At 72.6% G+C, this 25,694-nt stretch carries 22 protein-coding genes and 1 pseudogene; 11 read left to right on the forward strand and 12 right to left on the reverse strand.

Annotation, left to right across the window (positions count from 1 at the left end):
- Position 1 precedes the first annotated feature (1 nt).
- The 3 genes from AB0B40_RS35090 (at position 2) to AB0B40_RS35100 (ending at position 5,215) form a co-directional block, all read left to right on the forward strand.
- Positions 2–1,489 (forward strand): MFS transporter, encoded by a 1,488-nt coding sequence (locus AB0B40_RS35090; RefSeq protein WP_362267564.1) that lies wholly within the window; start codon positions 2–4, stop codon positions 1,487–1,489.
- 919 nt (positions 1,490–2,408) lie between these two features.
- Positions 2,409–4,235, forward strand: a complete 1,827-nt coding sequence (locus tag AB0B40_RS35095) for an AMP-dependent synthetase/ligase (RefSeq protein ID WP_345052746.1) — start codon at positions 2,409–2,411, stop codon at positions 4,233–4,235.
- 143 nt (positions 4,236–4,378) lie between these two features.
- Entirely contained in the window at positions 4,379–5,215 is an 837-nt protein-coding gene (locus tag AB0B40_RS35100; RefSeq protein ID WP_362267566.1) for an aldo/keto reductase, read from the forward strand.
- A gap of 179 nt (positions 5,216–5,394) precedes the next feature.
- Here AB0B40_RS35100 and AB0B40_RS35105 read toward each other — a convergent pair whose 3' ends face one another.
- Complete coding sequence (locus tag AB0B40_RS35105; RefSeq protein ID WP_345052741.1) at positions 5,395–6,006, reverse strand: hypothetical protein; 612 nt, start codon at positions 6,004–6,006, stop codon at positions 5,395–5,397.
- 206 nt (positions 6,007–6,212) lie between these two features.
- On the opposite strand from AB0B40_RS35105, the gene AB0B40_RS35110 reads away from it, so the two are divergent.
- The gene (locus tag AB0B40_RS35110) at positions 6,213–6,908 is read left to right on the forward strand and encodes a glycoside hydrolase family 75 protein (RefSeq protein WP_345052740.1); all 696 of its coding nucleotides are present in this window, start codon (positions 6,213–6,215) and stop codon (positions 6,906–6,908) included.
- A gap of 13 nt (positions 6,909–6,921) precedes the next feature.
- Here the strand turns inward: AB0B40_RS35110 and AB0B40_RS35115 are convergent, their stop codons facing one another.
- From AB0B40_RS35115 to AB0B40_RS35130, 4 genes are all read right to left on the reverse strand, one after another.
- Positions 6,922–7,629, reverse strand: coding sequence for an SDR family oxidoreductase (locus tag AB0B40_RS35115; RefSeq protein ID WP_362267569.1), 708 nt, complete (start codon positions 7,627–7,629; stop codon positions 6,922–6,924).
- 112 nt (positions 7,630–7,741) lie between these two features.
- On the reverse strand, positions 7,742–8,650 hold the full coding sequence (locus AB0B40_RS35120) for a methyltransferase domain-containing protein (RefSeq protein WP_362267570.1): 909 nt from the start codon (positions 8,648–8,650) through the stop codon (positions 7,742–7,744).
- Between the two features lie 145 nt (positions 8,651–8,795).
- A complete protein-coding gene (locus AB0B40_RS35125) occupies positions 8,796–10,565 on the reverse strand; it encodes a glycoside hydrolase family 6 protein (RefSeq protein ID WP_345052732.1) in 1,770 nt (589 codons plus the stop codon).
- Between the two features lie 31 nt (positions 10,566–10,596).
- Complete coding sequence (locus AB0B40_RS35130) at positions 10,597–12,087, reverse strand: cellulose binding domain-containing protein (RefSeq protein ID WP_362267571.1); 1,491 nt, start codon at positions 12,085–12,087, stop codon at positions 10,597–10,599.
- Between the two features lie 260 nt (positions 12,088–12,347).
- Between AB0B40_RS35130 and AB0B40_RS35135 the strand changes: the two genes are divergently transcribed.
- Positions 12,348–15,263: a glycoside hydrolase family 48 protein gene (locus AB0B40_RS35135; protein WP_362267572.1), complete on the forward strand. Its 2,916-nt coding sequence runs from the start codon at positions 12,348–12,350 to the stop codon at positions 15,261–15,263.
- Positions 15,264–15,396: 133 nt separating this feature from the next.
- Here the strand turns inward: AB0B40_RS35135 and AB0B40_RS35140 are convergent, their stop codons facing one another.
- Both AB0B40_RS35140 and AB0B40_RS35145 read right to left on the reverse strand, forming a co-directional pair.
- Entirely contained in the window at positions 15,397–16,245 is an 849-nt protein-coding gene (locus AB0B40_RS35140; protein WP_362267574.1) for a class I SAM-dependent methyltransferase, read from the reverse strand.
- Between the two features lie 5 nt (positions 16,246–16,250).
- Entirely contained in the window at positions 16,251–16,556 is a 306-nt protein-coding gene (locus tag AB0B40_RS35145) for a 4a-hydroxytetrahydrobiopterin dehydratase (RefSeq protein WP_345052720.1), read from the reverse strand.
- A 190-nt stretch (positions 16,557–16,746) separates the two neighbouring features.
- On the opposite strand from AB0B40_RS35145, the gene AB0B40_RS35150 reads away from it, so the two are divergent.
- The 4 genes from AB0B40_RS35150 (at position 16,747) to narJ (ending at position 19,319) form a co-directional block, all read left to right on the forward strand.
- Positions 16,747–17,574: a helix-turn-helix transcriptional regulator gene (locus tag AB0B40_RS35150; protein WP_345052718.1), complete on the forward strand. Its 828-nt coding sequence runs from the start codon at positions 16,747–16,749 to the stop codon at positions 17,572–17,574.
- Positions 17,575–17,671: 97 nt separating this feature from the next.
- Entirely contained in the window at positions 17,672–18,535 is an 864-nt protein-coding gene (locus tag AB0B40_RS35155; RefSeq protein WP_345052715.1) for a helix-turn-helix transcriptional regulator, read from the forward strand.
- A gap of 101 nt (positions 18,536–18,636) precedes the next feature.
- On the forward strand, positions 18,637–18,825 hold the full coding sequence (locus AB0B40_RS35160; RefSeq protein WP_345052713.1) for a hypothetical protein: 189 nt from the start codon (positions 18,637–18,639) through the stop codon (positions 18,823–18,825).
- Positions 18,825–19,319 carry a nitrate reductase molybdenum cofactor assembly chaperone gene (gene narJ / locus AB0B40_RS35165; RefSeq protein WP_362267582.1) on the forward strand — a complete coding sequence of 165 codons (495 nt, stop codon included), beginning with the start codon at positions 18,825–18,827 and terminating at the stop codon, positions 19,317–19,319. Before AB0B40_RS35160 ends, narJ begins: the two co-directional genes overlap by 1 nt.
- A gap of 107 nt (positions 19,320–19,426) precedes the next feature.
- Here the strand turns inward: narJ and AB0B40_RS35170 are convergent, their stop codons facing one another.
- From AB0B40_RS35170 to AB0B40_RS35180, 3 genes are all read right to left on the reverse strand, one after another.
- Positions 19,427–19,852 (reverse strand): OsmC family protein, encoded by a 426-nt coding sequence (locus AB0B40_RS35170; protein WP_345052711.1) that lies wholly within the window; start codon positions 19,850–19,852, stop codon positions 19,427–19,429.
- 170 nt (positions 19,853–20,022) lie between these two features.
- Positions 20,023–22,122 (reverse strand): phage holin family protein, encoded by a 2,100-nt coding sequence (locus tag AB0B40_RS35175; RefSeq protein ID WP_362267578.1) that lies wholly within the window; start codon positions 22,120–22,122, stop codon positions 20,023–20,025.
- Positions 22,123–22,266: 144 nt separating this feature from the next.
- The gene (locus AB0B40_RS35180) at positions 22,267–22,698 is read right to left on the reverse strand and encodes a hypothetical protein (protein ID WP_345052708.1); all 432 of its coding nucleotides are present in this window, start codon (positions 22,696–22,698) and stop codon (positions 22,267–22,269) included.
- Between the two features lie 84 nt (positions 22,699–22,782).
- Between AB0B40_RS35180 and AB0B40_RS35185 the strand changes: the two genes are divergently transcribed.
- Entirely contained in the window at positions 22,783–23,556 is a 774-nt protein-coding gene (locus AB0B40_RS35185) for an MBL fold metallo-hydrolase (protein WP_362267580.1), read from the forward strand.
- Positions 23,553–24,164 (forward strand): VTT domain-containing protein, encoded by a 612-nt coding sequence (locus AB0B40_RS35190; protein ID WP_345052703.1) that lies wholly within the window; start codon positions 23,553–23,555, stop codon positions 24,162–24,164. The genes AB0B40_RS35185 and AB0B40_RS35190 overlap by 4 nt, the downstream gene beginning before the upstream one ends.
- 35 nt (positions 24,165–24,199) lie before the next feature.
- On the opposite strand, the gene AB0B40_RS35195 is transcribed toward AB0B40_RS35190, so the two are convergent.
- Together AB0B40_RS35195 and AB0B40_RS35200 are read right to left on the reverse strand one after the other, a co-directional pair.
- Positions 24,200–25,309: an MBL fold metallo-hydrolase gene (locus AB0B40_RS35195; protein WP_345052701.1), complete on the reverse strand. Its 1,110-nt coding sequence runs from the start codon at positions 25,307–25,309 to the stop codon at positions 24,200–24,202.
- Positions 25,306–25,694: pseudogene (locus tag AB0B40_RS35200) on the reverse strand (pyridoxal phosphate-dependent aminotransferase); the annotation flags it as partial. The gene AB0B40_RS35195 and the pseudogene AB0B40_RS35200, both read right to left, overlap by 4 nt.

Below are 25,694 nucleotides of genomic sequence, written 5' to 3' on the forward strand. Positions count from 1 at the left end.
CATGCGTAGGTGGGGGACGCTCACGGCCGTGTGCCTGGGCACATTCATGCTGCTGCTGGACGTGACCATCGTATTGGTGGCGCTGCCGGAGATGGCGGGTTCGCTGCACACGTCACTGGGCGATCTGCAGTGGGTGGTCGACGGGTACGCGCTGGCGCTGGCCGCGCTGCTGCTCGGGGCGGGTGCCGCGGCCGACATCCTGGGGCGGCGCCGGGTGCATGTGGTCGGCGTGGCGCTGTTCGCGGCGGCCAGTCTGCTGTGCGGGCTGGCGTCCGGGCCCGGGTTGCTGGTCACGGCGCGCGCGCTGCAGGGCATCGGCGGGGCGGCGATGTTCGCGACGACCCTGCCGCTGCTGGGCTCCGCCTACCAGGGGCGGCAGCGTTCGGCCGCGCTCGGCGTGTGGGGTGCGGTCAGCGGCGGTGCCGCGGCGATAGGTCCGGTGCTGGGCGGCCTGATCGCGGAGGGCCCGGGCTGGCGGTGGATCTTCTATGTGAACCTGCCGGTGAGTGCCGTGGCGATCTGGCTGACGCTGCGGGCGGTCCCCGAGTCGCACGGGCCGCGCGGGATGAGCGTCGACTGGGCGGGCACGGCGGCCTTCGCGGTGTTCGCGGGCGGTGCGACGTACGCCGTCGTGCGCGCCGGTGAGGACGGCTGGACGGCGTCGGCCACACTGATCTCCTTCGCCGTGGCCGCGCTCGCCCTGGTGGTGTTCGTGCTGGTGGAGCGGCGGGTGGCGCATCCGCTGCTGGATCTGTCGCTGTTGCGCCGGCCGGCCTTCGTCGGCACGATGCTGGGCGCGTTCGCCTTCAACGGGGTGGCGTTCGGCGGGGTCGCCTATCTGTCGATATGGATGCAGACGCTGCTGGGGATGTCGCCGGTGCGCGCCGGGCTGACGATGCTGCCGCTGACGGCGGTCTCCATGGTGGTCGCGGTGCTGGTGGGCCGGCTGCTGCACGGGGTGCCGGCCCGGCTGACGGTCGGTGTCGGGCTGCTGTTGATCGGTTCGGGCACCCTGTGCCAGGCGGTGCTGGACGCGGGCTCGGACTGGACGGCGCTGATGCCCGGGTTCGTGCTGGTCGGGGTCGGCACCGGGTTCGTGTCGCCGACGGTGGCCGGTGCGGCGCTGGCGGCGGTGCCGGCGGAGCGGTCCGGGATGGCGGGCGGCGCGGTGAACACGGTCCGCCAGCTGGGCTACGCGCTGGCGGTGGCCGTCTTCGGCACCGTACTCACCTCGCGGATGACCGGCCGGCTCCCGAACGGTGCGGCCCACACGCTGGCCGGCGGCGGGGCCGGGGCGCTGCGCGGCGGCTTCCCGGCGCACACCCTGCGGGCCTCGTTCGCCTCGGGCCTGAACGGCGCACTGGTGGTGGCGGGCCTGGCCGGGCTGGTGGCGGGCGCCCTGGTACTCGTACTCGTGCGATCGTCCCGCCCGACCCCGTCGACGTCCTCCGGCACGACACCGAGGGAGACAACAACAGCCAGCCGCTGAAGCGCCGGCGCCCCACGACGCCGGGGCGAGGACGGCCCGGCTCCGAGGCAGCGACCGTCCCGCAGCCGGGGCGAGGGCGGCCCGAGGCCGAGGCGAGGGCGGCCCGCGGGCCGTGGCGCACGGGCCGCCGGCGCGGCACCGCGGGAGGCGACGGCGGCCAAGCGCTGAAGCGGCAGCGCCCCACAGCCGGGGCGAAGACGGCCCGGGGCCGGGAGATAGGCGCCCCCAGCCGAGGCGAAGGCGGGAAAGGAATGGGGCGAAAGCGGCCCGAGACCAAGGCGAAGGCCGCCCACAGCCGGAGCGAAGACGGCCCGGGGCCAAGGCGGACGGGCCGCCGGCGCGGCACCGCGGGAGGCGACGGCGCCCGTGCGCTGAAGCGGCAACGCCCCACAGCCGGGGCAAAGACGCCCCGCGGCCGGGACAGTGGCAGCCCGCAGTCCGCAGCCCGCAGCCCGGGTAGAGGCGGCCCGCAGCCGAGGTGAAGGCGGCCCCCCAGCCGAGGCGGAGGCGGTCCGCAGCCGGGACACAGGCGGTCCGGGGTCAAGGCGGGCCGGGGCCGAGGCGGGCCGGGGCCGAGGCGGGCCGGTGCGGCGGCGGGCCGGTGCGGCGGCGGCCTGCGGTGCCGGCGAGGGGTAGCGGCGGGCGTGGAGCGCGGGTCCGGGGCCGCCTCGCGGGTGCGATGTGCGGTAATCGGCACGTACAGATTCGGTGGAGATTACGGCACCGAAACTTACTGACCCGTCAGTATTGTGTCCGGCCCTTCCCCATGTGCGGGCATTTCCTGGTCGCCGTCCGGGAGGAACGTGAGGTTTGCTCGGTTTCCGTACCCCTCCCGTGGGCCGACCGCTTGGGGTAGCTTTCACCGCGCTGTGCGGTGCGTGGGCCAACGGCGCCGAGGCGCGAGAGACGGGGAGCGAGGTTGCACGAGTTCACCAACCCTCCGCTGGCGTCGCCGCCGCCGGTGGGCGGTCTGGCAGACGTCGTCTTCGAGCATGCCCTGACCGACCCGCTGCACATCGCGCTCGGCCGCAAGGACGACTCCGGACAGTGGCGGGACGTCACCGCCGCCGAGTTCCGCGACGAGATCCTCGCGCTCGCCAAGGGGCTGCTCGCCCGCGGTATCCGCTTCGGCGACCGGGTCGCGATCATGTCCCCCACCCGCTACGAGTGGACCCTGTTCGACTTCGCCCTGTGGGCCATCGGCGCCCAGGTGGTGCCGGTCTACCCCACCTCCTCGGCCGAGCAGTGCTTCTGGATGCTGTACGACGCCGAGGTGACCGCGGCGATCGTGGAGCACGAGGACCACGCGATGACCATCGCCACCGTCATCGACCGGCTGCCCCGGCTGCGCGAGCTCTGGCAGCTGGACGCCGGCTGTGTGCAGGAGCTGTACGACGCCGGGGCGCACCTGGACGACGAGGTGGTGCACCGGCACCGGCAGGCGGTCACCCCGGACTCGGTCGCCACGGTCATCTACACCTCCGGCACCACCGGCCGCCCCAAGGGCTGTGTCCTCTCGCACGCCAACTTCATGTACGAGGCGGACACGATGATCCAGCGGTGGCAGCCGGTGTTCCACACCAAGAAGGACGACGAGGCGTCCACCCTGCTGTTCCTGCCGCTGGCGCACGTCTTCGGGCGGATGGTGGAGGTCGCCGCGATCCGCGGCCGGGTCCGCTTCGGCCACCAGCCCCAGCTGCACGCCGCCGCCCTGCTGCCCGACCTCGCCGCGTTCCGCCCGACGTTCATCCTCGCCGTGCCCTACATCTTCGAGAAGGTGTTCAACGCGGCCCGCCGCAAGGCCGAGAAGGACGGCAAGGCGGGTCCGTTCGAGAAGGCCGTCGACATCGCCGTGAAGTACGCGGAGGCGGTGGAGGCGAAGGCGTGGGGCATCGGGCCGGGCCCGTCGGCGGGACTGCGCATGCAGCACCAGCTGTTCGACAAGCTCGTGTACGCGAAGGTCCGCGCCGCGATGGGCGGCCGGATCCGCAACGCGATGTCCGGCGGATCGGCGATGGACCGCCGGCTGGGCCTGTTCTTCGCGGGCGCGGGCGTGCAGATCTACGAGGGCTACGGCCTCACCGAGTCGACGGCCGCGGCGACCGCCAACCCGCCCGAGCGCACCCGTTACGGCACCGTGGGCCTGCCCATCCCGGGCGTGACCGTGCACATCGCCGACGACGGGGAGATCTGGCTGCACGGCGGCAACGTCTTCCAGGGCTACCTCAACAACCCGAAGGCCACCGACCAGACCCTGCACGACGGCTGGCTCGCCACCGGCGACCTGGGTTCGCTGGACGAGGACGGCTATCTGACCATCACCGGCCGCAAGAAGGAGATCCTGGTGACCTCCGGCGGCAAGAGCGTCTCCCCCGGCGTGCTGGAGGAGCGGGTCCGCGAACATCCGCTGGTCAACCAGTGCATCGTGGTCGGCAACGACCGCCCCTACATCGCCGCCCTGATCACCCTGGACCAGGAGGCGGTCGAGCACTGGCTGCAGATGCGCGCCAAGCCGAGGATGACCCCCGCCCAGCTGGTGCGCGACCCGGACCTGGAGACGGAGGTGCGGCGGGCGGTGGTCGCCGCCAACACCCTCGTCTCCCAGGCCGAGTCGATCCGCACCTTCCGCATCCTGGCCCAGCCGTTCACCGAGGAACACGGCCTGCTGACACCGTCGCTGAAGCTGAAGCGGAAGGCGATCGAGAAGGCGTACGAGAACGAGGTGGAGGCGCTCTACCGGACCTGACGCCGGGAGACGTCCGGTGGCAGGGGCGCGGCACGAGGTGCGCGACGGATTTCGTCGTCGGGTTCGCGGACAGGAATGCGGCGCGGCCCGTGATCGTTGACGATGGGAGTACCACCTGTCGACAACCGAAGGATCAAAGGCTCGTGAGCAGCAAGGTCCCCCCGATCATCCTCAACAACGGCGTCGAGATGCCCCAGCTGGGATTCGGCGTATGGCAGGTACCGGACGACGAGGCCGAGCAGGCCGTCGCCACGGCGCTGGAGGCCGGATACCGCAGCATCGACACCGCCGCGATCTACGGAAACGAAGAGGGCACCGGCAAGGCCATCGCCGCGTCCGGCCTGCCCCGCGAGGAAGTCTTCGTCACCACCAAGCTCTGGAACAGCGACCACGGCTACGACTCCGCGCTGCGCGCCTTCGACGCGTCGCTGGAGAAGCTGGGCCTCGACTACGTCGACCTGTACCTGATCCACTGGCCGCTGCCGTCCCGCGGCGAGTACACCGACACCTACAAGGCGTTCGAGAAGCTGTACGCCGACGGCCGCGCCCGCGCCATCGGTGTCTCCAACTTCCTCCCCGAGCACCTGCGGCAGCTGACCGCGCAGACCTCGGTCGTGCCCGCGGTCAACCAGATCGAGCTGCACCCGCACCTCCAGCAGCGCGAGGCGCGGGAGTTCCACGCGGAGCGGGGCATCGCCACCGAGGCATGGTCGCCGCTCGGCCAGGGCAAGGGCCTGCTGGAGGTGCCGGCGGTCGTCGCGATCGCGCGGAAGCACGGCCGTACCCCGGCGCAGGTCGTGCTGCGCTGGCACGTCCAGCTCGGCAACATCGTGATCCCGAAGTCGGTGACGCCGTCCCGGATCAAGGAGAACATCGAGGTGTTCGACTTCAGCCTGGACGACGAGGACCTCGCGGCGATCAGCGCGCTCAACGAGGACCGGCGTCTCGGCCCCGACCCCGCCACCTTCGACATGAGCTGACCGCCGGCAGGGGCCGCTGCCCCGCCCGCCACGGCCGCGCGTCCCGTCTGCCGGGGAACGCGCGGCCGTATGCGTCTCCGGTCCCGCGGAGAAGGGGTCCGGCTCTCCGCCCGGCGGAGAAGCGGTCCGGCTCTCCGCCCCCGGCGGCACGGCCGGGCCCGCACCGCGCTCCGCACGCCTCAGTCGAACCGCACGTCCGCGTGCACCACCTCGAACTCCTCCAGGCCGACGACGTCCACGTGCGCCTTCGCCGACGCCTCGTGGCGCACGGCCGCCACGGCCGCGCGGGAGGCGGCCAGCGAGGCGCGGTCGACGAACAGGACGCCGGCCACGGCCAGCCCCCGTTCCCGGTCGATCAGCAGGGACGTCCTGGCCAGCCCCGGAAGCGGCTCGAGCCTCGGCACCACCGTGGCCCGGAAGGTGTCGACGACCAGGTCCGCGTCCCGCGGGTCGAACTCCATCCGGGTCATGCGCAGTCCACCGCCCTGGCGCGGGTGCTCGACCTGGTGGAACACCGCGACCTCGTAGTTGGCGACCGACACCGTGCCCGCGAACGGCTCCAGGAGCTGCCCCCGCCGCTCGCGCATCACGTCGTCGCTGTTCCGTCGCGCCTTCTCGGTCTCCCACCAGCTCACGGCGAGGAGCTTGCCGAGTTCCCGGTCCGCGAACACGCCCGCTCCGCGGTACCCGGGGCGCTCCTCCAGCAGGTCCCGCCCCCCGCTGTTCAGCGACCTGACCGCCGTGTCCAACAGGGTCGGATCACCGGTCGCGTACACCGCGCGCACGAACATGAGCCTCACCTCCGGAAACGGTGACCGCAGACAGATCCGGACGAATATCGCCCATCCGGCTCAACCAGTCTCTCCAGTGGGCGAAACCACCGCAATACGCGCGCCTTTCAGCCGTTCGTCACACCGGGGTTGACGAGGGCATGCCGATGGGGCCACCGTGTACGGCACCTGGTAAGGAAACTTTCCTAACAGAAGGGTGCCCCCACATGCGCCTCCGTACGCTGAGCCTCGCCGCGGCCTCCGGCACCGCCCTGCTCGCCGCCGGACTCCTCCCCGCCCACGCCTCGGCCGCCGCCTCCCCCAAATCCGCGCAGGAGGGCTCGGTCAGCGCCGCCGCCCTGCTCGCCAAGGTGACGTCCTGTTCGCAGATCTCCAGCGGCAAGTACAAGACCGACGACGAGACGTCGGCCACGGTCCCCGTGTGCGGCAAGAACGGCGCGGTGTTCTGGAAGGCCGACATGGACATCGACTGCGACGGCCAGCGCACCACCAACTGCAACGAGAACCGCGACCCCTGGTACCAGGACGACACCGCCTTCCACCAGTCCGACGGCAAGCCGCTGAAGGCGGAGACCCTGCCGTACGTCGTGGTGCCCAGCACCAGCAGCATCTGGAACTACTCCGGCGCCGGCATCAAGGGCGGCGGTGTGGTCGCCGTCATCTACAACAACAAGGTGGAGTACGCCGTCGTCGGCGACACCGGCCCCACGAAGATCATCGGCGAGGCCTCGTACGCCACCGCCAAGGCCCTCGGCATCGATCCCGACCCGGCGACCGGCGGTGCCGACTCGGGCGTGACCTACATCCTGTTCAAGAACTCCAAGGTCTCCCCCATCGAGAGCCACAGCGCCGCGGTCTCCCTCGGGGACCAGCTGGCACAGCAGTTCATCGCCAACAACTGACGTGTGAGGTCCGTCAGTTGGGCTGTCCCAGCGGGCGGATCACGACGGTGTTGACGTCGACCCCGGCCGGCTGCCGGATCGCCCAGACGACCGAGTCGGCGATCTGGTCCGAGGTGAGGAGGTGCCCCGGGGGCAGGCTGCCGTAGCTGTCCCAGAAGGGCGTCTCCACCCGGCCGGGGGCGACCAGGGTGACCCCGACGCCGAACTCCGTGACCTGACGGCGGGTGTTCTCGGCGAGACCGGTCACCGCCCATTTGGTGGCACCGTAGATGTTGCCCGGTGTGTTCACCAACCCGGCGACGCTGCCGACGAGGACGATCCGCCCGCGGGTCTCCTTCAGCGCGTCGACGGCGGCGCGGACGAGGAGTGCCGGGCCGAGGACGTTGGTGAGGACCATCTCGGTCCAGCCCGACGGGTCGCCGTCCACCACACTGTCGTGGGTCGCGAAGCCGGCGTTGGCGACGACGGTGTCCAGCCGGCCGTACGACTTGAGCGTGAGGTCGACCGCGTTCTGCACGTCACCGAAGTCCGAGGCGTTGCCGACGACCGTCAGCAGCCCGTCGGGACGTCCCAGGCCGTCGGCGAAGTCCCGCAGCCGCCGCTCGCCGCGTCCCGTGACGGTGACCCGGTACCCGGCGTCCAGCAGCTGCCGCGCCACGGCGGCGCCGATCCCGCTGCCGCCGCCGGTGATGAGCGCGACCGGAGCGTCGTGCGTGGTCATGTCTGGCCCCCTGTTCGTCGATGAAGGCCCTCACCTCACCACTTGGAGAGCACTCCAGGTCAAGTGCCCCGCGCAGCCGACCGGACGGGCGGTGGGCGCCGACCCGGCGGGGCTACGCGGGACGTACCGCGGTGTGGAGCGTGTACGCGCCCAGCACGAACACGTCCGGCCGTACGTGCACGCTCGCCGGGTCGGACGGGTCGAGCAGACGGTCCAGGGTGGCGCGGTCACCGGCGTCGAGCGCGTCACGGAGGCCCTCGCGCACGCGGGACAGGTACGCGGCGACGTAGGCGCGGGCCCGGTCGGTGGCCGGGGCCGGCAGGTCGAGCAGGAAGGTGCGGGTACGGGTGCGCCCCAGACCGGCGGCGGTGAGCAGGGCGGCCCAGTCCTCGGTCTCGGCGACGTAGCCCGGCAGGTCGGCCCGCATCCGGGCGAACCAGTCCTCCTCCAGCACGTCCAGGCGCGCCTGCAGTCCGGGGCGGCCGATGCCGATGTCCCGGGGCAGGAAGCGGGCGGGCAGACCGCCTTCGAGGAGGGCCAGGGTGCCGCCGGGGGCGAGCCGGGCGGCGAACGCGGCGAGCGCGGCCCGCTGGTCACCGAGGTGGTGCAGACTGCGGCTCGCCCACAGCAGGTCGGCCGGGTAGTCCAGCTTGTCGAGTGCCTCGGGCAGTTCACCGGCGACGGTGGCGAAGCGGTCGCCGACGCCCTGGCGTACGGCCCGCGCGCGGGCCCGTTCCAGCAGCGGGGCGGCGCTGTCGACGGCGACGACCCGGGCGCCGGGGAACGCCTCGGCGAACAGGCAGGAGACGACTCCGGGGCCGCTGCCCGCGTCCACGATCAGCCCCGGCTCGGTCACCTCCCGCGCGAGCCACGCCATGGCCCGCGCGTAGACGGGGCTGAACAGCTCCGCCTGTGACTCCAGCCGGGGCCCCATCGCGTTCCAGTCGACGTCCGCGCCATGCCCGTGTCCGTGACCGTCGCCGTGGCCGGTGTGGTGCGGGTCGTGGTGATCGTGCGCCATGGTGGTCAGCCTCTCGTCCGGGTGCCGTGAGCGTGCGACGGCACACCGGCCGCGGGCCACTTCTGTTGCCGTGACGGCACATCGTGGTGCCGTCACGGCCCGCCGGGACCGGGTCGCGGTGCCCGGCCCCGGCGGGGTCACCGCACTAGGGCAGCGGCGGGTAGGCGTTCTGCATCAGCTGCTGGAACTGGGCGGAGAACCAGTGCCCGGCCAGCGGCGAGTTCGCGAGCGCCCCCGTGGGGTTGTTGCCGTTGCGGGCGTTGCCGCCGTAGGTGGGGTCGCACATCCGGTCGAAGCCCTTGCCCTCGCTGTTGTCGATGGCGGAGCTGGCTCCGTCCGACTCCCCCGGGGGCTTCACCCACACATAGGCGTCGATCCCGGCCGCCGGAGCGGCGGTCGGCCGTTCACCGAGGCCGGCACCGCTCTGGTTGCACCAGTTGCCCACGTGGATGCGCCGGTCGACCCGGCTGCCGTTGACGTAGTCGTCGACGGAGGTGAGCGGGCCGGACCTGGTGGGCCGGGTCGAGCCGCCCCAGCCGTTGCGGGAGGTGTCGATCAGCATGCCGAGGCCGGAGTCGAACCCGGCCGCGACGAGCTTGTCCCGCAGTCCCTGCGCGAAGGACTGCTCGTCCACGTACTGGTTCCAGTCCACCCACTTCGACTGGCGCACGGTCTGCCCGTTCACGGTGTCGGTGACCTTGAAGTAAGGCTCCTTGACCGGGCTGTAGTTGGCCGTGTTGACGATGAACCCGGTCACGTCGTTCACACTGGCGCCGTTGGTCGTGGCGACCTTGTAGAACTCCTGGACGGCGGGGCCGAGGTTGGAGTCCCAGCCGAGCCAGCCGTGGTGCCCGGCGTCGATGTAGTTGTAGACGTTCGGGATGGCGCCCAGCTTGTCGAGGGCGTAGCTCACGCCCTTCTCGTAGTTGCCGTTGGACTTCATGGTCACGCAGGCGTCGGTGGTGGTGTTGGTGCCGCCGGCGTTGGTGACCAGGTTGGGCAGCGAGTCCGGTTCGATGACGGTGGCGATCCGCAGGCCCGCGTACTTCGCGTCGGACAGCACGGACGCGATCGGATCGATGTACTGCGTCTTGTACTTGTCGAGGTCGTTCGGCCCCAGTTCACCGTTGGAGGCGAGGGCGGCACAGTCGCGGCCGGGAAGGTCGTAGATGACCAGCTGGACCACCAGTTCTCCCGAGCCCTTCTGCTTCAGGGCCTCGTCCAGGTGGGCGCGCAGTCCCATCCCGCCGTCGACGCCGTTGACGGCCGCGATCCGGTCCAGCCAGACCGCGGTGGGCTGGTTCGCGACGCGGCTGCCGCCGGGCTCGGCGGCGGCCTTGGCCGACCACTCCGGGTTCACGTAGACCTTGGCGCCGGTGTAGGGGTTGTCGGCGCGGCCGCCGGTGCCCCCGCCGCCTCCGCCGCCCGTACCGCCACCGGTGTCCCCGCCGCCCGTGCCACCGCCCGTGCCACCGCCCGTGCCGCCGCCGGTGCCGCCGTCGACGTTGCAGGTCACACCGTCGAGCGTGAAGGTGGCGGGGACGGCGTTGGTGCCGCTGTAGGAACCGTTGAAGCCGAAGCTGACCGTGCCGCCGGTCGCGAGCGTGCCGTTGTAGCTCTCGTTGGCCGCGGTGACCGCCGTACCGCTCTGGGTGATTCTGGCGTTCCAGCCGCTGGTGACCTTCTGGTTGCCGGCGTACGACCACTTCAGCGACCAGCCCGACTTGGCCGCGCCGTTGTTGGTGATGGTCACGGCGGTGGTGAAGCCGGTGTCCCACTGGTTCTGGATCTTGTAGTCGACGCTGCAGGGGACCGCCGCGTTCGCGGTACCGGCCTGTCCGATGAAGAGCGCCGTGCCCGTCGTCCCGGCGACCAGCGTCAGCGCGGCGAGCAGTGATGTCCTGGTACGACTCATGAGTGCGGGTTCCTTCGGTTGTCCGTGGCAGCTACGGGGTGAGGGCGCGCAGGTGGTCGCGCAGCCCGGTGCCGTACGCGGTGGGTGTGCCGTCGTAGGCGGAGATCAGGGACGGCCCGGTGGAGCAGTCCCAGGTGTTCCAGGTCCAGCCCAGGTAGGACAGGTTCCGGTCGTCCAACCACTTCATGGCCCGGTCGGTGAAGGTGTGCGCGCAGGTGTTCTCGCCGATCTCGCCGGCGACCAGGGGCACGTGTTCGGCGACGGGGGCGAGCGTGGAGTTCCAGCAGCTCTCGCTCGCGCAGGCGTTGAAGTTGTAGACGTGGTAGGCGGCGGTGAGTTCGCCGGCCGGGTCGGTGGGCCGGTACGTCAGCCACTGGCTCAGGTCGTTCGAGTACGCGAGCCCGCCGGCCATGATGACGTTCGTGGCGCCGGTGCCGCGGACGGCGTCGGTCAGGTCCTGCATACCGGCGACCTCGTAGGAGATGCCGGGGCAGGTGCCGCCGTCCCGCCAGCACTTCCAGGCGTCCGTGGCACTGGAGGTCGCCCGGTCCGGGTACGGCTCGTTGAACAGGTCGAACACGGCCGCCCGGTCGTTCTTGAAGGTGCTCGCGACCGACGCCCAGAACGCGGGGCTGTACTGCATGTCGGGCATCGGCTTCTGGCAGGTGGCGTGCACGTCGGAGCAGCCGGCCGAGTTGCCGGTGTACTGGCCGTAGGTCCAGTGCAGGTCGAGGACCGGCGTCATGCCGTGCGCCTCGACCCGGGCCACCAGGTCCTTGACGGCGGCGATGTAGTTCGCCCCGGCGTACTCGGGCCTGACGCCGGACAGGCCCAGCCAGCACTCCTCGTTGAGCGGGATACGGACCGCGTTCGCCCTCCAGCCGGCGATCGCCTCGACGGCCGCGTCGTCCACGGGGCCGTCCCAGATGCCGCGGCCCTGTACGCACATGAACTCGCCGCCGGACCGGTTGACGCCGAGCAGGCGGCGGCCGGTGCCGGCCTGGTCGACGAGCCTGTTGCCGGAGACGTGCAGGGCGGGCGCGGTGCCGCCGGACGGGGGTGGTGTCGTCGGCGGCGGGGTCGTCGGGGGCGGGGTGGTCGGGTCGGGATCCACGTTGCAGGCCGTGCCGTTGAGCCTGAACGCGGTCGGCGCGGCGTTGCTCCCCGACCAGGACGCGAGGAACCCGGCGCTGACGCTCGCGCCGGTGCCCAGCGTGCCGTTCCAGCTCTCGCTGGACACGGTCACCGTGGTGCCGGACTGGGTCCACGTGCCGTTCCAGCCCTGGGTGACCTTCTGACCGCCGGGGAAGTCGAAGGCGAGACTCCAACTGCTCAGCGCGGCCCGGTTGTTGGTGATCTTCACAGAGCCCTGGAAGCCGTCCGCCCACTGGCCGGTGACGGCGTACTCCACCGTGCAGGCGGGCGTGGCTCCCTGGGCCGACACCACCGGGACGACCACGCTCGCGAGGAGCGCGACCGCACCGGCGACGGCTAAAAGTACTGAACGCGGGGGGTGTCGCATGAGCGACTCCTTGCAGCTTGGCGCGCCGTGACGGACGCGTCGACTGAACGGAACCGCTCCCACTGGTGCGAAGGAAGGTAGCGGCAACCGGCCGGATTGCCCAGGGGAGTTGACCGACTTTTCGGTGAGCGGCCCGTCGAATCATTTCGAGTCTTCAAGCATCTTGACCGCCCTGGACGTCATCCCCACTATGGGAGCGCTCCCACTGGTTCAAGCCTTGACACCCCCCGCGCCGCGAGCCCGCAAGGAGGAACCAGCACATGGATCCCGGACGTAAGCGCAGAACCGTGCGGCGGCTGTGGACCGCGGTGGCCACCGCGTTCGCCCTGCCCCTGTCGATGCTCGCCACCGCCGTGCCGGCCGCGCATGCCGCGTCGGTGCAGTGCGGTGTCGACTACAAGACCAACGACTGGGGTTCCGGCTTCACCGCCGACCTCACGATCACCAACCGCGGCAGCGACCCCATCGACGGCTGGACGCTGACGTACGCCTACTCGGGCAACCAGAGGCTGTCCAACGGCTGGAACGGCACCTGGTCCCAGTCCGGCCAGACGGTCACCGTGAAGAACGCCTCGTACAACGGCACGATCGCCGCGGGCGCGGCCGTCTCCACCGGCGCCCAGTTCAGCTACAGCGGCACCAACACCGCACCGGCCTCCTTCGCGGTCGACGGCACGGCATGTACCGGCGCCCACCAGCCACCGGTGACCGTGCTGACCAGCCCGAGCCCGGGCGCGGTCTACACACAGGGGGACGCGGTACCGCTCGCGGCCACCGCCGCGGCGGCCGACAACGCGACGGTCGCCAAGGTGGAGTTCTACGACGACACCACGCTGCTCGGCACGGACACCAGCGCGCCGTACTCGCTCTCGGCCGCCGGCCTGACCGCGGGCAGCCATTCCCTGGTGGCCAAGGCGTACGACAGCCTGGGCGCGTCCGCCACGTCCACGCCCGTCGGCATCACCGTCGCCGCCGGTCCCGCCGTGGTCGCCGCACCGGCGCAACTGGGCGTCCAGCAGGGCAGGTCGGGGACGTTCTCGGTGAAGCTGTCGACCCCGCCGAGCGCGAACGTGACGGTGAGCACGGTCCGCACGGACGGCAACACGGGCCTGTCGGTGACCGGCGGTTCCTCCCTGACCTTCACCCCGTCGAACTGGAACACCCCGCAGGCCGTGACCGTCACGGCCGACTCCTCGGGGACCGGCAGCGCGACCTTCACCGCGTCGGCCGCCGGCCACGCCAGGGCGACGGTCACGGTGACGGAGCTGCCCGCCTCGAAGGCGTACGACGCCCGCTTCCTGGACCTGTACGGGAAGATCACCGACCCGGCGAACGGCTACTTCTCCCCCGAGGGCATCCCGTACCACTCGGTGGAGACGCTGATCGTCGAGGCCCCGGACCAGGGCCACGAGACCACGTCCGAGGCGTACAGCTATCTGCTCTGGCTGCAGGCGATGTACGGCAAGGTCACCGGCGACTGGTCGAAGTTCAACGGCGCGTGGGGCCTGATGGAGAAGTACATGATCCCCACCCACGCCGACCAGCCGACGAACTCCTTCTACAACGCCGCCAAGCCGGCCACCTACGCGCCCGAGCTGGACACCCCGGACGAGTATCCGGCGAAGCTGGACACGTCCGTGCCGACGGGCTCGGACCCGATCGCGGGTGAGCTGAAGTCGGCCTACGGCACGGACGACGTCTACGGCATGCACTGGATCCAGGACGTGGACAACGTCTACGGCTACGGCGACGAGCCCGGCAAGTGCGAGGCCGGACCCACGGCCACCGGACCGTCGTACATCAACACCTTCCAGCGCGGCCCGCAGGAGTCCGTCTGGGAGACGGTCCCGCAGCCGACGTGCGACGCCTTCAAGTACGGCGGCAGGAACGGCTATCTGGACCTGTTCACCGGTGACTCCTCCTACGCCAGGCAGTGGAAGTACACCGACGCCCCGGACGCGGACGCGCGCGCGGTGCAGGCCGCCTACTGGGCCGACGTGTGGGCGAAGGCGCAGGGCAAGGGCGGTGAGGTGACCGCGACGGTCGCCAAGGCCGCGAAGATGGGCGACTACCTGCGGTACGCGATGTACGACAAGTACTTCAAGAAGATCGGCAACTGCACGAGCCCCTCCTCCTGCCCGGCCGGCACCGGGAAAGACGCCTCGCACTACCTGCTGTCCTGGTACTACGCCTGGGGCGGTGCGAACGACACCAGCGCCGGCTGGGCCTGGCGGATCGGCTCCAGCCATGTCCACGGCGGCTACCAGAACCCCCTCGCGGCCTACGCGCTCAGCTCCTACGCCGACCTCAAGCCCAAGTCGGCGACCGGCGCGACCGACTGGGGCACGTCGCTCCGGCGGCAGCTGGAGTTCTACCAGTGGCTGCAGTCGTCCGAGGGCGCCATCGCGGGCGGCGCGACCAACAGCTGGCAGGGCCGGTACGCCACCCCGCCGGCCGGCACCCCCACCTTCTACGGCATGTACTACGACGCGCAGCCCGTCTACCACGACCCGCCCTCCAACCAGTGGTTCGGGTTCCAGGCGTGGTCGATGGAGCGGGTCGCCGAGTACTACCAGCAGACCGGGAACGCCACGGCGAAGGCGGTCCTCGACAAGTGGGTGAAGTGGGCGCTGTCCAAGACCACGATCAACCCGGACGGCACCTACCGGATCCCCTCCACCCTCCAGTGGTCGGGCCGGCCCGACACCTGGAACGCGTCGAGCCCCGGCGGCAACAGCGGCCTGCACGTCACCGTGGCCGACTACACCGACGACGTCGGCGTGGCCGCCGCGTACGCCAAGACCCTGACGTACTACGCCGCCAGGTCCGGCGACGCGACCGCCGGGTCCACGGCGAAGGCGCTGCTGGACGGCATGTGGGACCACGACCAGGACGGCCTCGGCATCGCCGTGCCCGAGACCCGCACCGACTACAGCCGGTTCGGCGACAGCGTGTACGTGCCGAGCGGCTGGACCGGCACCATGCCCAACGGTGACGCGGTCAACTCCTCGTCCACCTTCGCCTCGCTCAGGTCCTTCTACAAGAGCGACCCGAACTGGTCGAAGATCGAGGCGTACCTCAAGGGCGGCGCCGCGCCCGTCTTCACGTACCACCGCTTCTGGGCCCAGGCGGACATCGCCCTGGCCATGGGCTCGTACGCGGAGCTGCTGGAATAGACCGGCAGCCTCCTTCGGGCGGTCCCCACCCGCACCGGGGGCCGCCCCAACCGACGTCTGCCGCCGCCACCTCGGTGTCGGGCTCGCAGACGGCGGTGGTCGTCCAGCGCGTGGACCCCGTCCTCGCCGGCCGTCAGTTGCCGTCGGCCGCCGCTGCGTCACCCCCGTCGGCCGCGCCCTCGTCCCCGTGGGCCGGGGAGTCGCCGCCCTGGGACGCGGTGTCGCCGGACCGTCGGCCGGACGCCGGTTTGCGGAAGGCGCGTACGCCGAAGCGCGGGTCGGGACGCGGGCGGTCCTGGTCCGGGAGTTCGGCCAGGCGTGCGGCGAACCGCTCGGTGCGCGGCTCGCCGGGCGGGAGCACGGTGAACCAGCCGCGGCGCAGGTCGGCGATCGTGTCGCGGGGGCTGCGGCCCTGCCCGGTGCCGGGGAAGACGGCGTGACCGGCGGGCCGGAGCCCGGACCGGGTGGCCTGGGCGGTGACGGTGCCGGCGGCGTCGGGGGCGGGGCGGCGCGGACGGGGGGCGAGGACGGCGTCGATGTCGCTGCCGACGTCGTGCGCGGACGCCTTGTCGACCGTGGTGACGTACACCCCGCCGGGGCGCAGGACGCGGGCGCACTCGGCGACCACCGCGCGCACGTCCTCGGGGTCGTGGAGCAGGTGCAGCAGCCAGATGGAGGCGACCGCGTCGAACGTGCCGTCGGGAAAGGGCAGGCGGCGGCTGTCGGCCCGGACGATCGCGCCGGGCAGCCGCGCCGACGCCATGCGGACCATGGCGGGGGTGAGGTCCGCGCCGGTCACCCGCAGCCCGGGACGCGCGGCGGCGAGCCGCCGGGTGACGATCCCGGTACCGCAGGCGAGGTCGAGGAGGCGCCCCGGGCCGGCCGGGATCAGCCCGAGGACGGCGTGTGCGGCGGCTTCGGCACGGGCCTCGCCGCCCCGCGAGGCGTCATAGCCGTCGGCTTCTTTCTCGTAGTCCAGCACATCGCTCAGTGTCCGCCATGACCTGGGGCGATGTCCTCCACCCTGCGGGCGAGGGAGAAGTCCTTCGCGGTGACGACGCCGCCCGCGCTGTGGGTGTTCACGCTGAGGGAGACGGTGTTGTAGCCGAGGGTGAGGTCGCTGTGGTGGTCCAACTCGTCCTGGATCGCAGCGATGTGCGCGACCAGCGCCGCCGCCGCGAAGTGCGAGCCGAGCCGGTAGGCGCGGGTGAGGCGGTCGCCGTCCACGGCCCAGCCGGGCAGTTCGGCCAGCCGGTCCTCGATCTCCTTCTGCGACAGCGGTTCGACGGCCATGGCCGGGGCTCCCTTCGGTGTGCGTCCCCGTTCGGGGGCGAGACGGGTACGGATTCAGCCTGCCACGCCGGCGGCGCGGGCGGCGCCGCGACGCGTGTGCCGGCCCGCCCGCCGCGGACCGCGGGCTCCTCGCCGTGCCGGACCCCGCGGGCCCGGCATGATCCGGACGAGAGGCGCTAGGGTCGCGGGCATGACGATCGCCGCGTCCGGCCCCACCCTGTCCGCCACCGTCACCGGCAGCGGAGTCGGCCCGCTGCTGCGTGCCTGGCGCGAGCGGCGCCGGCTCTCCCAGCTGGAACTGGCTCTGCGCGCCGACTCCTCCGCGCGGCACATCAGCTTCGTGGAGACCGGACGGTCCCGGCCGAGCGAGGACATGGTGCTGCGGCTCGCCGAGCGGCTCGACGTGCCGGTGCGCGAGCGCAACGCCCTGCTGCTGGCGGCGGGTTACGCCCCGCGCTTTCCCGAGACCCCGCTGGACGACCCGGCGCTGGACGCGCTGCGCGACGGCATGGAGCGGCTCCTGCGGGGTTACGAGCCCTACCCCGCGCTGGTGGTCGACTCCGGGTACACGGTCGTCGCCGCGAACCGGGGCATCGCCATGCTGCTGGAGGGCGTCCCGGAGACGCTGACGGCCCCGGCTCCGAACGCGATGCGGCTGACGCTGCACCCGGAGGGTCTGGCGCCGCGCATCCGCAATCTGCGGGAGTGGCGCGGGCATCTGCTGGCCCAGATGGAACGGGAGATCGCCCTGCACCGCTCGGACCGGCTGCGCGCCCTGTACGAGGAGGTGGCGGCCTACCCGGTGCCCGAGGAGCCGCCCGCCGCTCAACCGGCCCCACCCGTGCCGTACTTCGCGCTGCCGCTGCACATCGGGCACGCCGGCCGGACCCTGTCGTTCGTGTCCTCGATCTCCACGTTCAACACGCCGATGGACGTGACGGTCGCGGAACTCGCCATCGAGACGTTCCTGCCCGCGGACCGGGCGACCGCCGCCTACCTGCACACCCTGGCCGGTTGATCCGGCACCGACGGTTCCGTCACCTCGGGCACGTGTGCGAGAGGGCGACACGTGACAGACTGCTCCCCGCATACCGGCGCGTAGGGGAGGGCGTGGCGTGAGTGAGCGGCGGGCTGCGCCCACCGTGGGCCAGGTGGTCCTCGGCAAGCGGTTGCAGGAACTGCGGGAGGCGGCGGGGCTCAGCCGCGAGGAGGCCGCCCGGGTTCTCAGGGTGGCGTCGGCGACCGTACGGCGGATGGAGATGGCCGAGGTCGCGCTGAAGATCCCCTACGTGCAGGTGCTGCTGACCACCTACGGGGTGGCCGAGGAGGAGGCCGGCGTGTTCGTCCGGCTGGCCGAGGAGGCGAACCAGCCCGGCTGGTGGCAGCGGTTCCACGACGTGCTGCCCGACTGGTTCAGCCTGTACGTCAGCCTGGAGGGCGCCGCCCGCATCATCCGCTCCTACGAGCCGCACTTCGTGCCCGGCCTGCTGCAGACCGAGGAGTACGCGCGCGCGGTGATGGAGGCGGGCACGATCGGGCAGACCTCGCCGCAGTCGGTCGAACGGCATGTGGCGCTGCGCATGGAACGGCAGCGGCTGCTGGAGCGGCAGGACCCGCCCCACCTGTGGGTGATCATGGACGAGACGGTGTTCAGGCGCCCGGTCAGTGTGCGGCCCGAAGTGCTGCGGGACCAGCTGGACCGGCTCCTGGCGTACGCCGAGCGGGACCGGGTGACCCTGCAGATCGCCGAGTTCGCGGCGGGCCCGCACCCGGGGACGTACGCGCCGTTCACGCTGTTCCGCTTCGCCGAGCCGGAGCTGCCGGACATGGTGTTCACCGAGTACCTGACGGGCGCCCTCTACCTGGACTCGCGCCAGGAGGTGGCCGCCCACCTGGAGGTGCTGGACCACATGACGGCCCGTGCCGCCTCCGCCCAGCGCACTCGGAAGCTGCTGCGGGAGTACCGCGAGAGCCTCTGACCGGCGGACCCCGGCCGGCGTGACCCGTACGGGTCTGCGAACAGGTGGGTTCCCGGGGCCGCCCCTAGGTTCGGAGTGCGGGGTGAACCTAGGGAGCGGACGTGACCGGCACGCAGATACCGCCGAGGGAGCCCGGCGCGGCCCTGCTGGCCGTGGGCCGCTTCTTCCGGCCCGGGACGCCCCCGCCCGGTCTGCACGGGGTGACGCTGACCGGCGGACGGGAGGCGGACATCCGGAACGACCCCGGGCGGCGCGGCCGTTGCCAGCGGGCGCGCGGCAAGGAGGCATGATGCCCTCGGACGCGGTGCTCTACCAGGCGGCGGCCCTCTGTCTGACCTACCCGGACGAGGACCTGATCGCCCGGCTGCCGCTGCTGCGCCAGGCCGCCCCGCAGCTGCGCGGGTTCACCGACCACGCGGCGGTGACCCCGCAGCAGGAGCTGGCCGCGCACTATGTGCAGGTCTTCGACTTCAGCAACCGGCACAGCCTGTACCTGAGCTGGTGGCACGACGGCGACGCCCGGCGGCGCGGGACGTCCCTGGTCCGTTTCAAGGACCTCTACCGCCGGCACGGCCTGGAGTTCAGCGGGGAGGAGCTGCCGGACTTCCTGCCGGCCGTACTGGAGTTCACCGCGCGGACCGGTGACACCAGCCTGCTGACCGAGTACCGCGACGGCCTGGAACGGCTGCGCGCGCGGCTGACCGACTACGGCACACCGTACGCGGGCGTTCTGGACGCCGTGTGCGCCACCCTGCCGACCACCCCCGGCGGGGTGCGCCGGTGACCGTGCCGCTCCATGGCGCCCTGCCCGCGCCCGCCGGCGCACCGAAAGCCCGCGGGCCGTGGCGCCGCGCCCCGGCCGGGGGCGCGGCATCCGGGGACGTGCGGGCCTCAGGCCAGCTCGGCCGTCAGCGTGATGGTCGTACCGGTGAGGGCCTGGCTGACCGGGCAGTTCTTCTTGGCGTCCTCGGCGGCCGACTGGAAGCCCTGCTCGTCCAGGCCGGGCACCTCGCCGCGCACGGTGAGGTGGATGCCGGTGATGCCCTCGCCCGGCTGGAAGGTGACGTCGGCCTTGGTGTCCAGCCGGGTGGGCGGGGTGCCGGCGCCGGCGAGGGCGTGCGAGAGGGCCATGGAGAAGCAGCTGGAGTGGGCGGCGGCGATCAGCTCCTCGGGGCTGGTCCTCCCGTTCGGCTCCTGGGAACGCGAGGCCCACGTGACGTCGTAACTGCCGATGCCGGACGAGTCGAGGGAGACGGTGCCGCTGCCGCTGAGCAGGTCGCCTTCCCAGTGGGTCTGCGCGGTACGCGTGGTTGCCACGATGCTTCCTTTCACGAGTGACGCGGAGGGGGTTGCCCTGTCCCCCTATCCGATCACATCCCGGCCCGTCGCACTCCGCAGACCGGCCCACACGCGGTGAACGGGAGGTGACTTCCGTCCGGGACCGGACGGCACGGCGCGGGGGTACGACGCCGCGGGCGCGGCCGGAGTCAGGCGACCCGCTCCTCCTCCACGTCCGTGGTGAGCGGAATCCGCGGACCGTCCAGTTCACCCAGCCAGCGGCGCAGGACGCGGTGGACGTGCTCGGCGCCGGCCAGTTCCGCCCCGTCCTCGACCGGTGCCGACAGATCGCGCGGCCAGAGCAGGAAAGGGCGGGACTGGGCGCCGCCGAGCCCGCCGTGGGAGCCGATCTGCTCCTCGAAGGCGAGGACTTCGCCGTCGGCGGGGTCGTGGGCGGAGTTCACCATGATGTCCGCGGTGTGCGGGAAGGAGTGGGTGCGGCGGACGGCGTCGGCGGCACCGGGGCCGAAGCGGGCCAGCGGCCCGGAGTCGTCGTCCAGCCCGGCCAGCGGGATCTCGGCGCCGTACGCCCCCAGCACCACACCGCCGTGGGCCTCGCTGCGCACCAGCAGGAAGCCGATGCCGGGGTGGTTGGCGAGGGTGCTGAGCAGGGCGGGGTGGCGGGCGTCGATCTCCTCCTTGGTCATGCGGTGCGGCACGTCCGGGAAGGAGACCAGGCCGAGGTTGCCGGAGGCCAGCACGATCGGCTCCGAGCCACGGGCGGGACGGTGGTGCTCGCCGTTCTCCTCCACGGGCCGGCGCAGTGCGGCCCGGACGGCGGCGCGGGCCTCGGCACCGCTGCGGGTGCGTTCGGCCCGCCGCGGCACGTGCAGTCCGCAGCCGGCCCGGACCAGGTCACCGAGGGTGAGGCCGTAGCGGGCGCGGAAGGTCTCGCCGGGGCTCTGCCCGTGGTCGGAGAGGACGACGATCCGGTAGGGCCGCGGGGCCTGTTCGGCCACCCCTTCGAGGAGGGCCAGGCAGCGGTCGAGGCGCCGGAGCACCTTCTCGGCGTCCCGGCTGCGCGGTCCGGAGTGGTGGGCGACCTCGTCGTAGGCGACGAGGTCGGCGTAGACGGCGGTGCGGCCGGCGAGCATGTCGCCCATGACCGCGGCGACGACGACGTCCCGCTCCACGACGGTGGCGAAGGCGCGTATGAGGGGGTAGAGGCCGCCCCGGCCGACGCGCGGGCGCTGCCCCTTCAGCCGGGCCCGGGTGGACTGGCCGATCTCCCGGGCCACCTCGGCGACGAACGACAGGGCGGTGCGGACGGCGTTCGCGGGATCGCAGAAGTAGGCGAAGTAGCCGGCGCGGGAACGGTTCGCCCGGGTACGGCGGCGGGCGGCTATCGACAGGACCAGGGCCTGTTCACCGGCGCCGCCGCTGAACAGGTTGCCGCGGCTGGCACCGTCGACGCTGAGCAGTCCGCCGTCGCCGGTGCGCAGCACGGCGCGGCGCTGCAACTCGACTGCGCTGGTCGGCCGGTTGCACACCATCACCTCGCCCCGGTCCTTCTCGTACCAGCGGAAGGCCGGCACGTCGAAGGTGCTGCCGTGCAGGATGCCGAGCTGGCTGGCGCCGGTCTGGCTGGACCAGTCGGTGCGCCAGGGGGTGAGACGGTGGCTCGGCGGGGCGCCGCCGGCTGCCGGCCGGGCGCCGTCGCCGGTGGACATCCAGCGGGCGACCGTGGGCATCAGCCCCTTGCCGACCGCGTCCGTGAGGACGTCGTGGCCGACGCCGTCGAGCTGGACGCAGAGCAGGCCGGGGGCGGTGGGGCAGGGCGGACGGCCCCGGCGCCCGCGGGTGGCCAGGCGGTGCAGGCGGCGCCGGTAGGTCTCGTCGTCGCGTACGGCGAGGGCCGCGCCGGTGGCGGAGGCCACGGCGGACATCACGGCGGCCACGATGACGGCCGTCTCCGGGGCGGCCTCGCCGCGGCCGGAGGGGTTGACGCGCAGGGCGAGCAGCAGCAGGGAGCCGTTGAGGAAGAAGACCAGCAGGCCGAGGACGAACGCGGGGACGAGCAGCAGCAGGCGGACCAGGAGCGGCCAGACCACGGCCGAGAGGATGCCGAAGGCACCGGCGCCGCAGGCGGCCGTGACCGCGATGCGGGTGGCGCTGTCGCCGTCGGCGGACTGGAGCCGGAAGTCGGGCAGGAGCCCGGCGAGGGCCAGCATGGTGACCGTGGAGACCGCCCACACGACGACGCTCCGTCCGACCTGACTGGCGATCCGCCGCCACCGCACGCCTCGCACGCCCCGTACACCTCACGTCCAGGCCCTCCCCCGCGCTCCGTGGGAAGAGGTCCGACTCTCGCCTCGCCGGCCCGGCCGGGCCGGCTCCACCTTGTCACACGAGGCGTGGGCCGCCCGGGCGGGCCGTCGGGCGGCCGGCCGGGGTCACCGGCCGTCGTAGCCGGCCGTCGGCATCGACAGCCGCCGGTGCACCCGGGCCTTCATCTGCGCGTCGTACGACGGTTCGGCCCGCCCCACCGTCTCCACCCGCACGCCCCGGCGCGCGCACTCGGCGGTGAACTCCTCCACCGACGACAGCGCCCGGCGCAGCACCCGCAGGCTGGGCGCGACGAACACGTCCTGCCCGGGGCGCACTCCGTCCCACAGGGCGCAGTGGTCGAAGCGCAGGCCGCCGACGAGGAGTTCCCGGGCGACCACGTAACCGCGCTCGGCTGCCCAGCGGGCGCACATGGCGTGCTGGCTGCGCGAGTCCACCAGGAAGGGGTCGGCCTCCAGTTCCTCCAGGGGGGTCAGGCTCGCGATGGCGGTGACCCGCACCGGCGTGAGCGTGCCTAAGGCACCGCGCAGCTGTCCCATGGCGTCCCTCTCACCTCCGGGTTTCGCCGCAGACCCTACTCCTGCCCGTAGGCTTCGGGGAGTCGCGCGAAGGAGGCGAAGAAGGTGCCGGTGGAGATCACCTGGTGGGGTCACGCGACCTGCACGGTGGAGGATGCGAACGTCCGGGTGCTCACCGATCCCCTGTTCGCCCGCCGGCTGGCACACCTGCGCCGCCGTCAGGGGGCCGTGCCGCCCGCCGGGGCCCGCCGCGCGGACGTGACGCTCGTCTCCCATCTCCATGCCGACCACCTGCACCTGCCCTCGCTGGCCGGCCTCGCCCCGGGCACGCGCCTGCTCGTGCCCCGGGGCGCACCACGGGCGGTACCCGGACTGCGCCGGCTACGGCACCTGCGGATAACCGAGGTGGTCGCCGGGGAGGAGATACGGGTCGGCGAGGTGCTGATCCGGGTGGTGCCGGCGCTGCACGACGGCCGGCGGCTCCCGGTGGGCCCGCAGCGCTCCCCGGCGCTGGGATACGTCGTGGAGGGCGAGGCACGGACCTACTTCGCCGGGGACACCGGGCTGTTCGACACGATGGCCGAGCAGGTGGGGCCGGTGGACGTGGCGCTGCTGCCGGTGGGCGGGTGGGGGCCGTACCTCGGGGAGGGGCATCTGGACGCGGGACGGGCCGCGCGGGCGCTGGCCCGGCTGGCGCCGCGGGTCGCGGTGCCGGTGCACTACGGGACGTACTGGCCGATCGGCATGGACGCGGTGCGCCCGCACGAGTTCCACGCGCCGGGCGACGAGTTCGTGCGGCTGGCGGCGGTGGCCGCGCCGCGGGTCGCGGTGCACAAGCTGGGACACGGGGAGAGTGTGCGGCTGGAGGTCGCGCGGTGACATGGCTCGCCGACGCGACGAGAACCGTGACGACCGGGTACACGCAGCAGGCGGCCGGTTATCCCTCCCTGTTCCTGCTGGTGTTCCTCGGGGCACTGGTGCCGGTCGTGCCGACGGGGGCGCTGGTGAGCTCGGCGGCGGTGGTCGCCTTTCACCGGACGGCGCCCCTCACGTCGGCGCTGGTGTTCGCGGCGGCCTCGTCCGCCGCGTTCCTCGGGGACATGGCCCTGTACTGGCTGGGGCGGCGCGGGATGCGGTCGAAGAACGGGTCGCGGTGGCTGGAGGCGATCCGGTCGCGGGCGCCGGAGGAGCGGCTGGCGCAGGCGCGGGGGAAGCTGGCGGAGCACGGGGTGGCGGTGCTGGTGCTCTCCCGGCTGGTGCCGGCCGGTCGCATACCGGTGATGCTCGCCTGTCTGATGGCGGAGTGGCCGCTGCGCAGGTTCGCGCGCGGGAACCTGCCCGCGTGTCTTGCCTGGGCGGCCACTTACCAGGTGATCGGCGTCGTGGGGGGTTCGTTGTTCCGGGAGCCGTGGGAAGGGGTGGTGCTGGCGGTCGTGCTGACTGTCGTGGTCAGCGCGGCGCCGAGTGTGGTGCGGCGGGTGCGGTAGCGCCTTTCCGGGCGTGACTCACTCCCGCACGCGCGTCATTCCAGCACTCTCGAACCGCCCACCGGCAGATCCCACAGGTTCTCCCGGTCCAGTCCGGCCTTCTCCCAGGCCGCCCGCACCCGGGTGAGCGGCTCCAGGACCGGCTCCGCCGAGAGGATGAAGGTGCCCCAATGCATGGGGGCCATGCGGCGGGCCCCCAGGTCGAGGGTGGCCTGCACCGCTTCCTCGGGATCGCAGTGGACGTCGCTGAGCCACCAGCGGGGGTCGTAGGCGCCGACGGGCATCAGGGCGAGGTCGATGCCGGGGTAGCGGCGGCCGATGCGGGAGAACCAGTGGCCGTAGCCGGTGTCGCCCGCGAAGTACAGGCGCTGCCCCTGGGGTGCGGTGAGGATCCAGCCGCCCCACAGGCTGTGGCAGGTGTCGGTGAGGGTGCGCTTGGACCAGTGGTGGGCGGGCACGAAGTCGAAGCGCACGCCCGTGAGTTCGGCCCCCTCCCACCAGTCCAGCTCGGTGACGCGGGTGAACCGGCGCCTGCGGAACCAGGCGCCGAGGCCCGCCGGCACGAACACCGGGGTGTCGCGCGGGAGCCGGCGCAGGGTGGGGGCGTCCAGGTGGTCGTAGTGGTTGTGGCTGATGACGACGGCGTCGACACGGGGCAGCTCGTCCCAGGGCACGCCCACGGGCGTGATGCGGGCCGGGGTGCCGAGGATGCGGCGGGACCAGACCGGGTCGGTGAGGACGGTGAGTCCGCCGAGCCGGACGATCCAGCTGGCGTGCCCCGCCCAGGTGACGGCCAGGGCGCGGGTGTCGACGCGGGGCAGCGGTGCCGGTTCGTACGGCAGGCGGGCGATGTCGGCGAGGCCCTCGGGGCCGGGGCGTACGGCGCCTTCACGGGCGAAGCGGGCGAGGGCCTTGAGACCGGGCAGCGGCGCGGTGAGCCGGTCGTGGAACGTGCGGGGCCAGAACCGGTGTTCGCCGAGGGGGCGGGGCTCGGCCAGCGGGGGGAAGGGGGGCGCGGGGGGAGCCGGGGTGCCGGGTACAGCGGTCGTCGTGGCCGTGGACGCCGTGGCCGCGGTCGTGGTCGTCGTGGTGGTGGTCGACGTGGTCGGGCCGGGCTCATGCGTCTGCTGCGTCTGCTGCGTCATCGAGGAGGCTCCCATCGCTGAGCGTCGTCGCGGAGATCGTCGAAGACCGACCTCAAGGAGATCAACGAGCTTTGCACGTGTGGCAGTTCCAACGGTTCGGGTGACGTGAGGCATTCCGCGCGTTCCTCGTCCGTGCCGCCCAGCAGGGGCCCGGTGGCGAGCCGTACCCGCAGCGCCCCGAGGTCGTCGCCGAAGCGGTGGCCGCCGGGCGCGGGCATGCCGAGCCGGGCGGTCAGGAGGTCCTCCAGTTCCTGTGCGTCGCCGACGCCCTGGGCGGCGAGCGGTTCGCGCAGCGGGCCAAGGTCGGCGTACAGGTGACGGCCGGCCTGCGGCGGCCGGGCCAGGGCGCCCGCGGCGACGACCGCCGCGTGCGCCGCGGCGGCCA

The sequence above is a fragment of the Streptomyces sp. NPDC042638 genome, assembly GCF_040647235.1.
In the GTDB taxonomy this organism is placed as follows: domain Bacteria; phylum Actinomycetota; class Actinomycetes; order Streptomycetales; family Streptomycetaceae; genus Streptomyces; species Streptomyces rameus.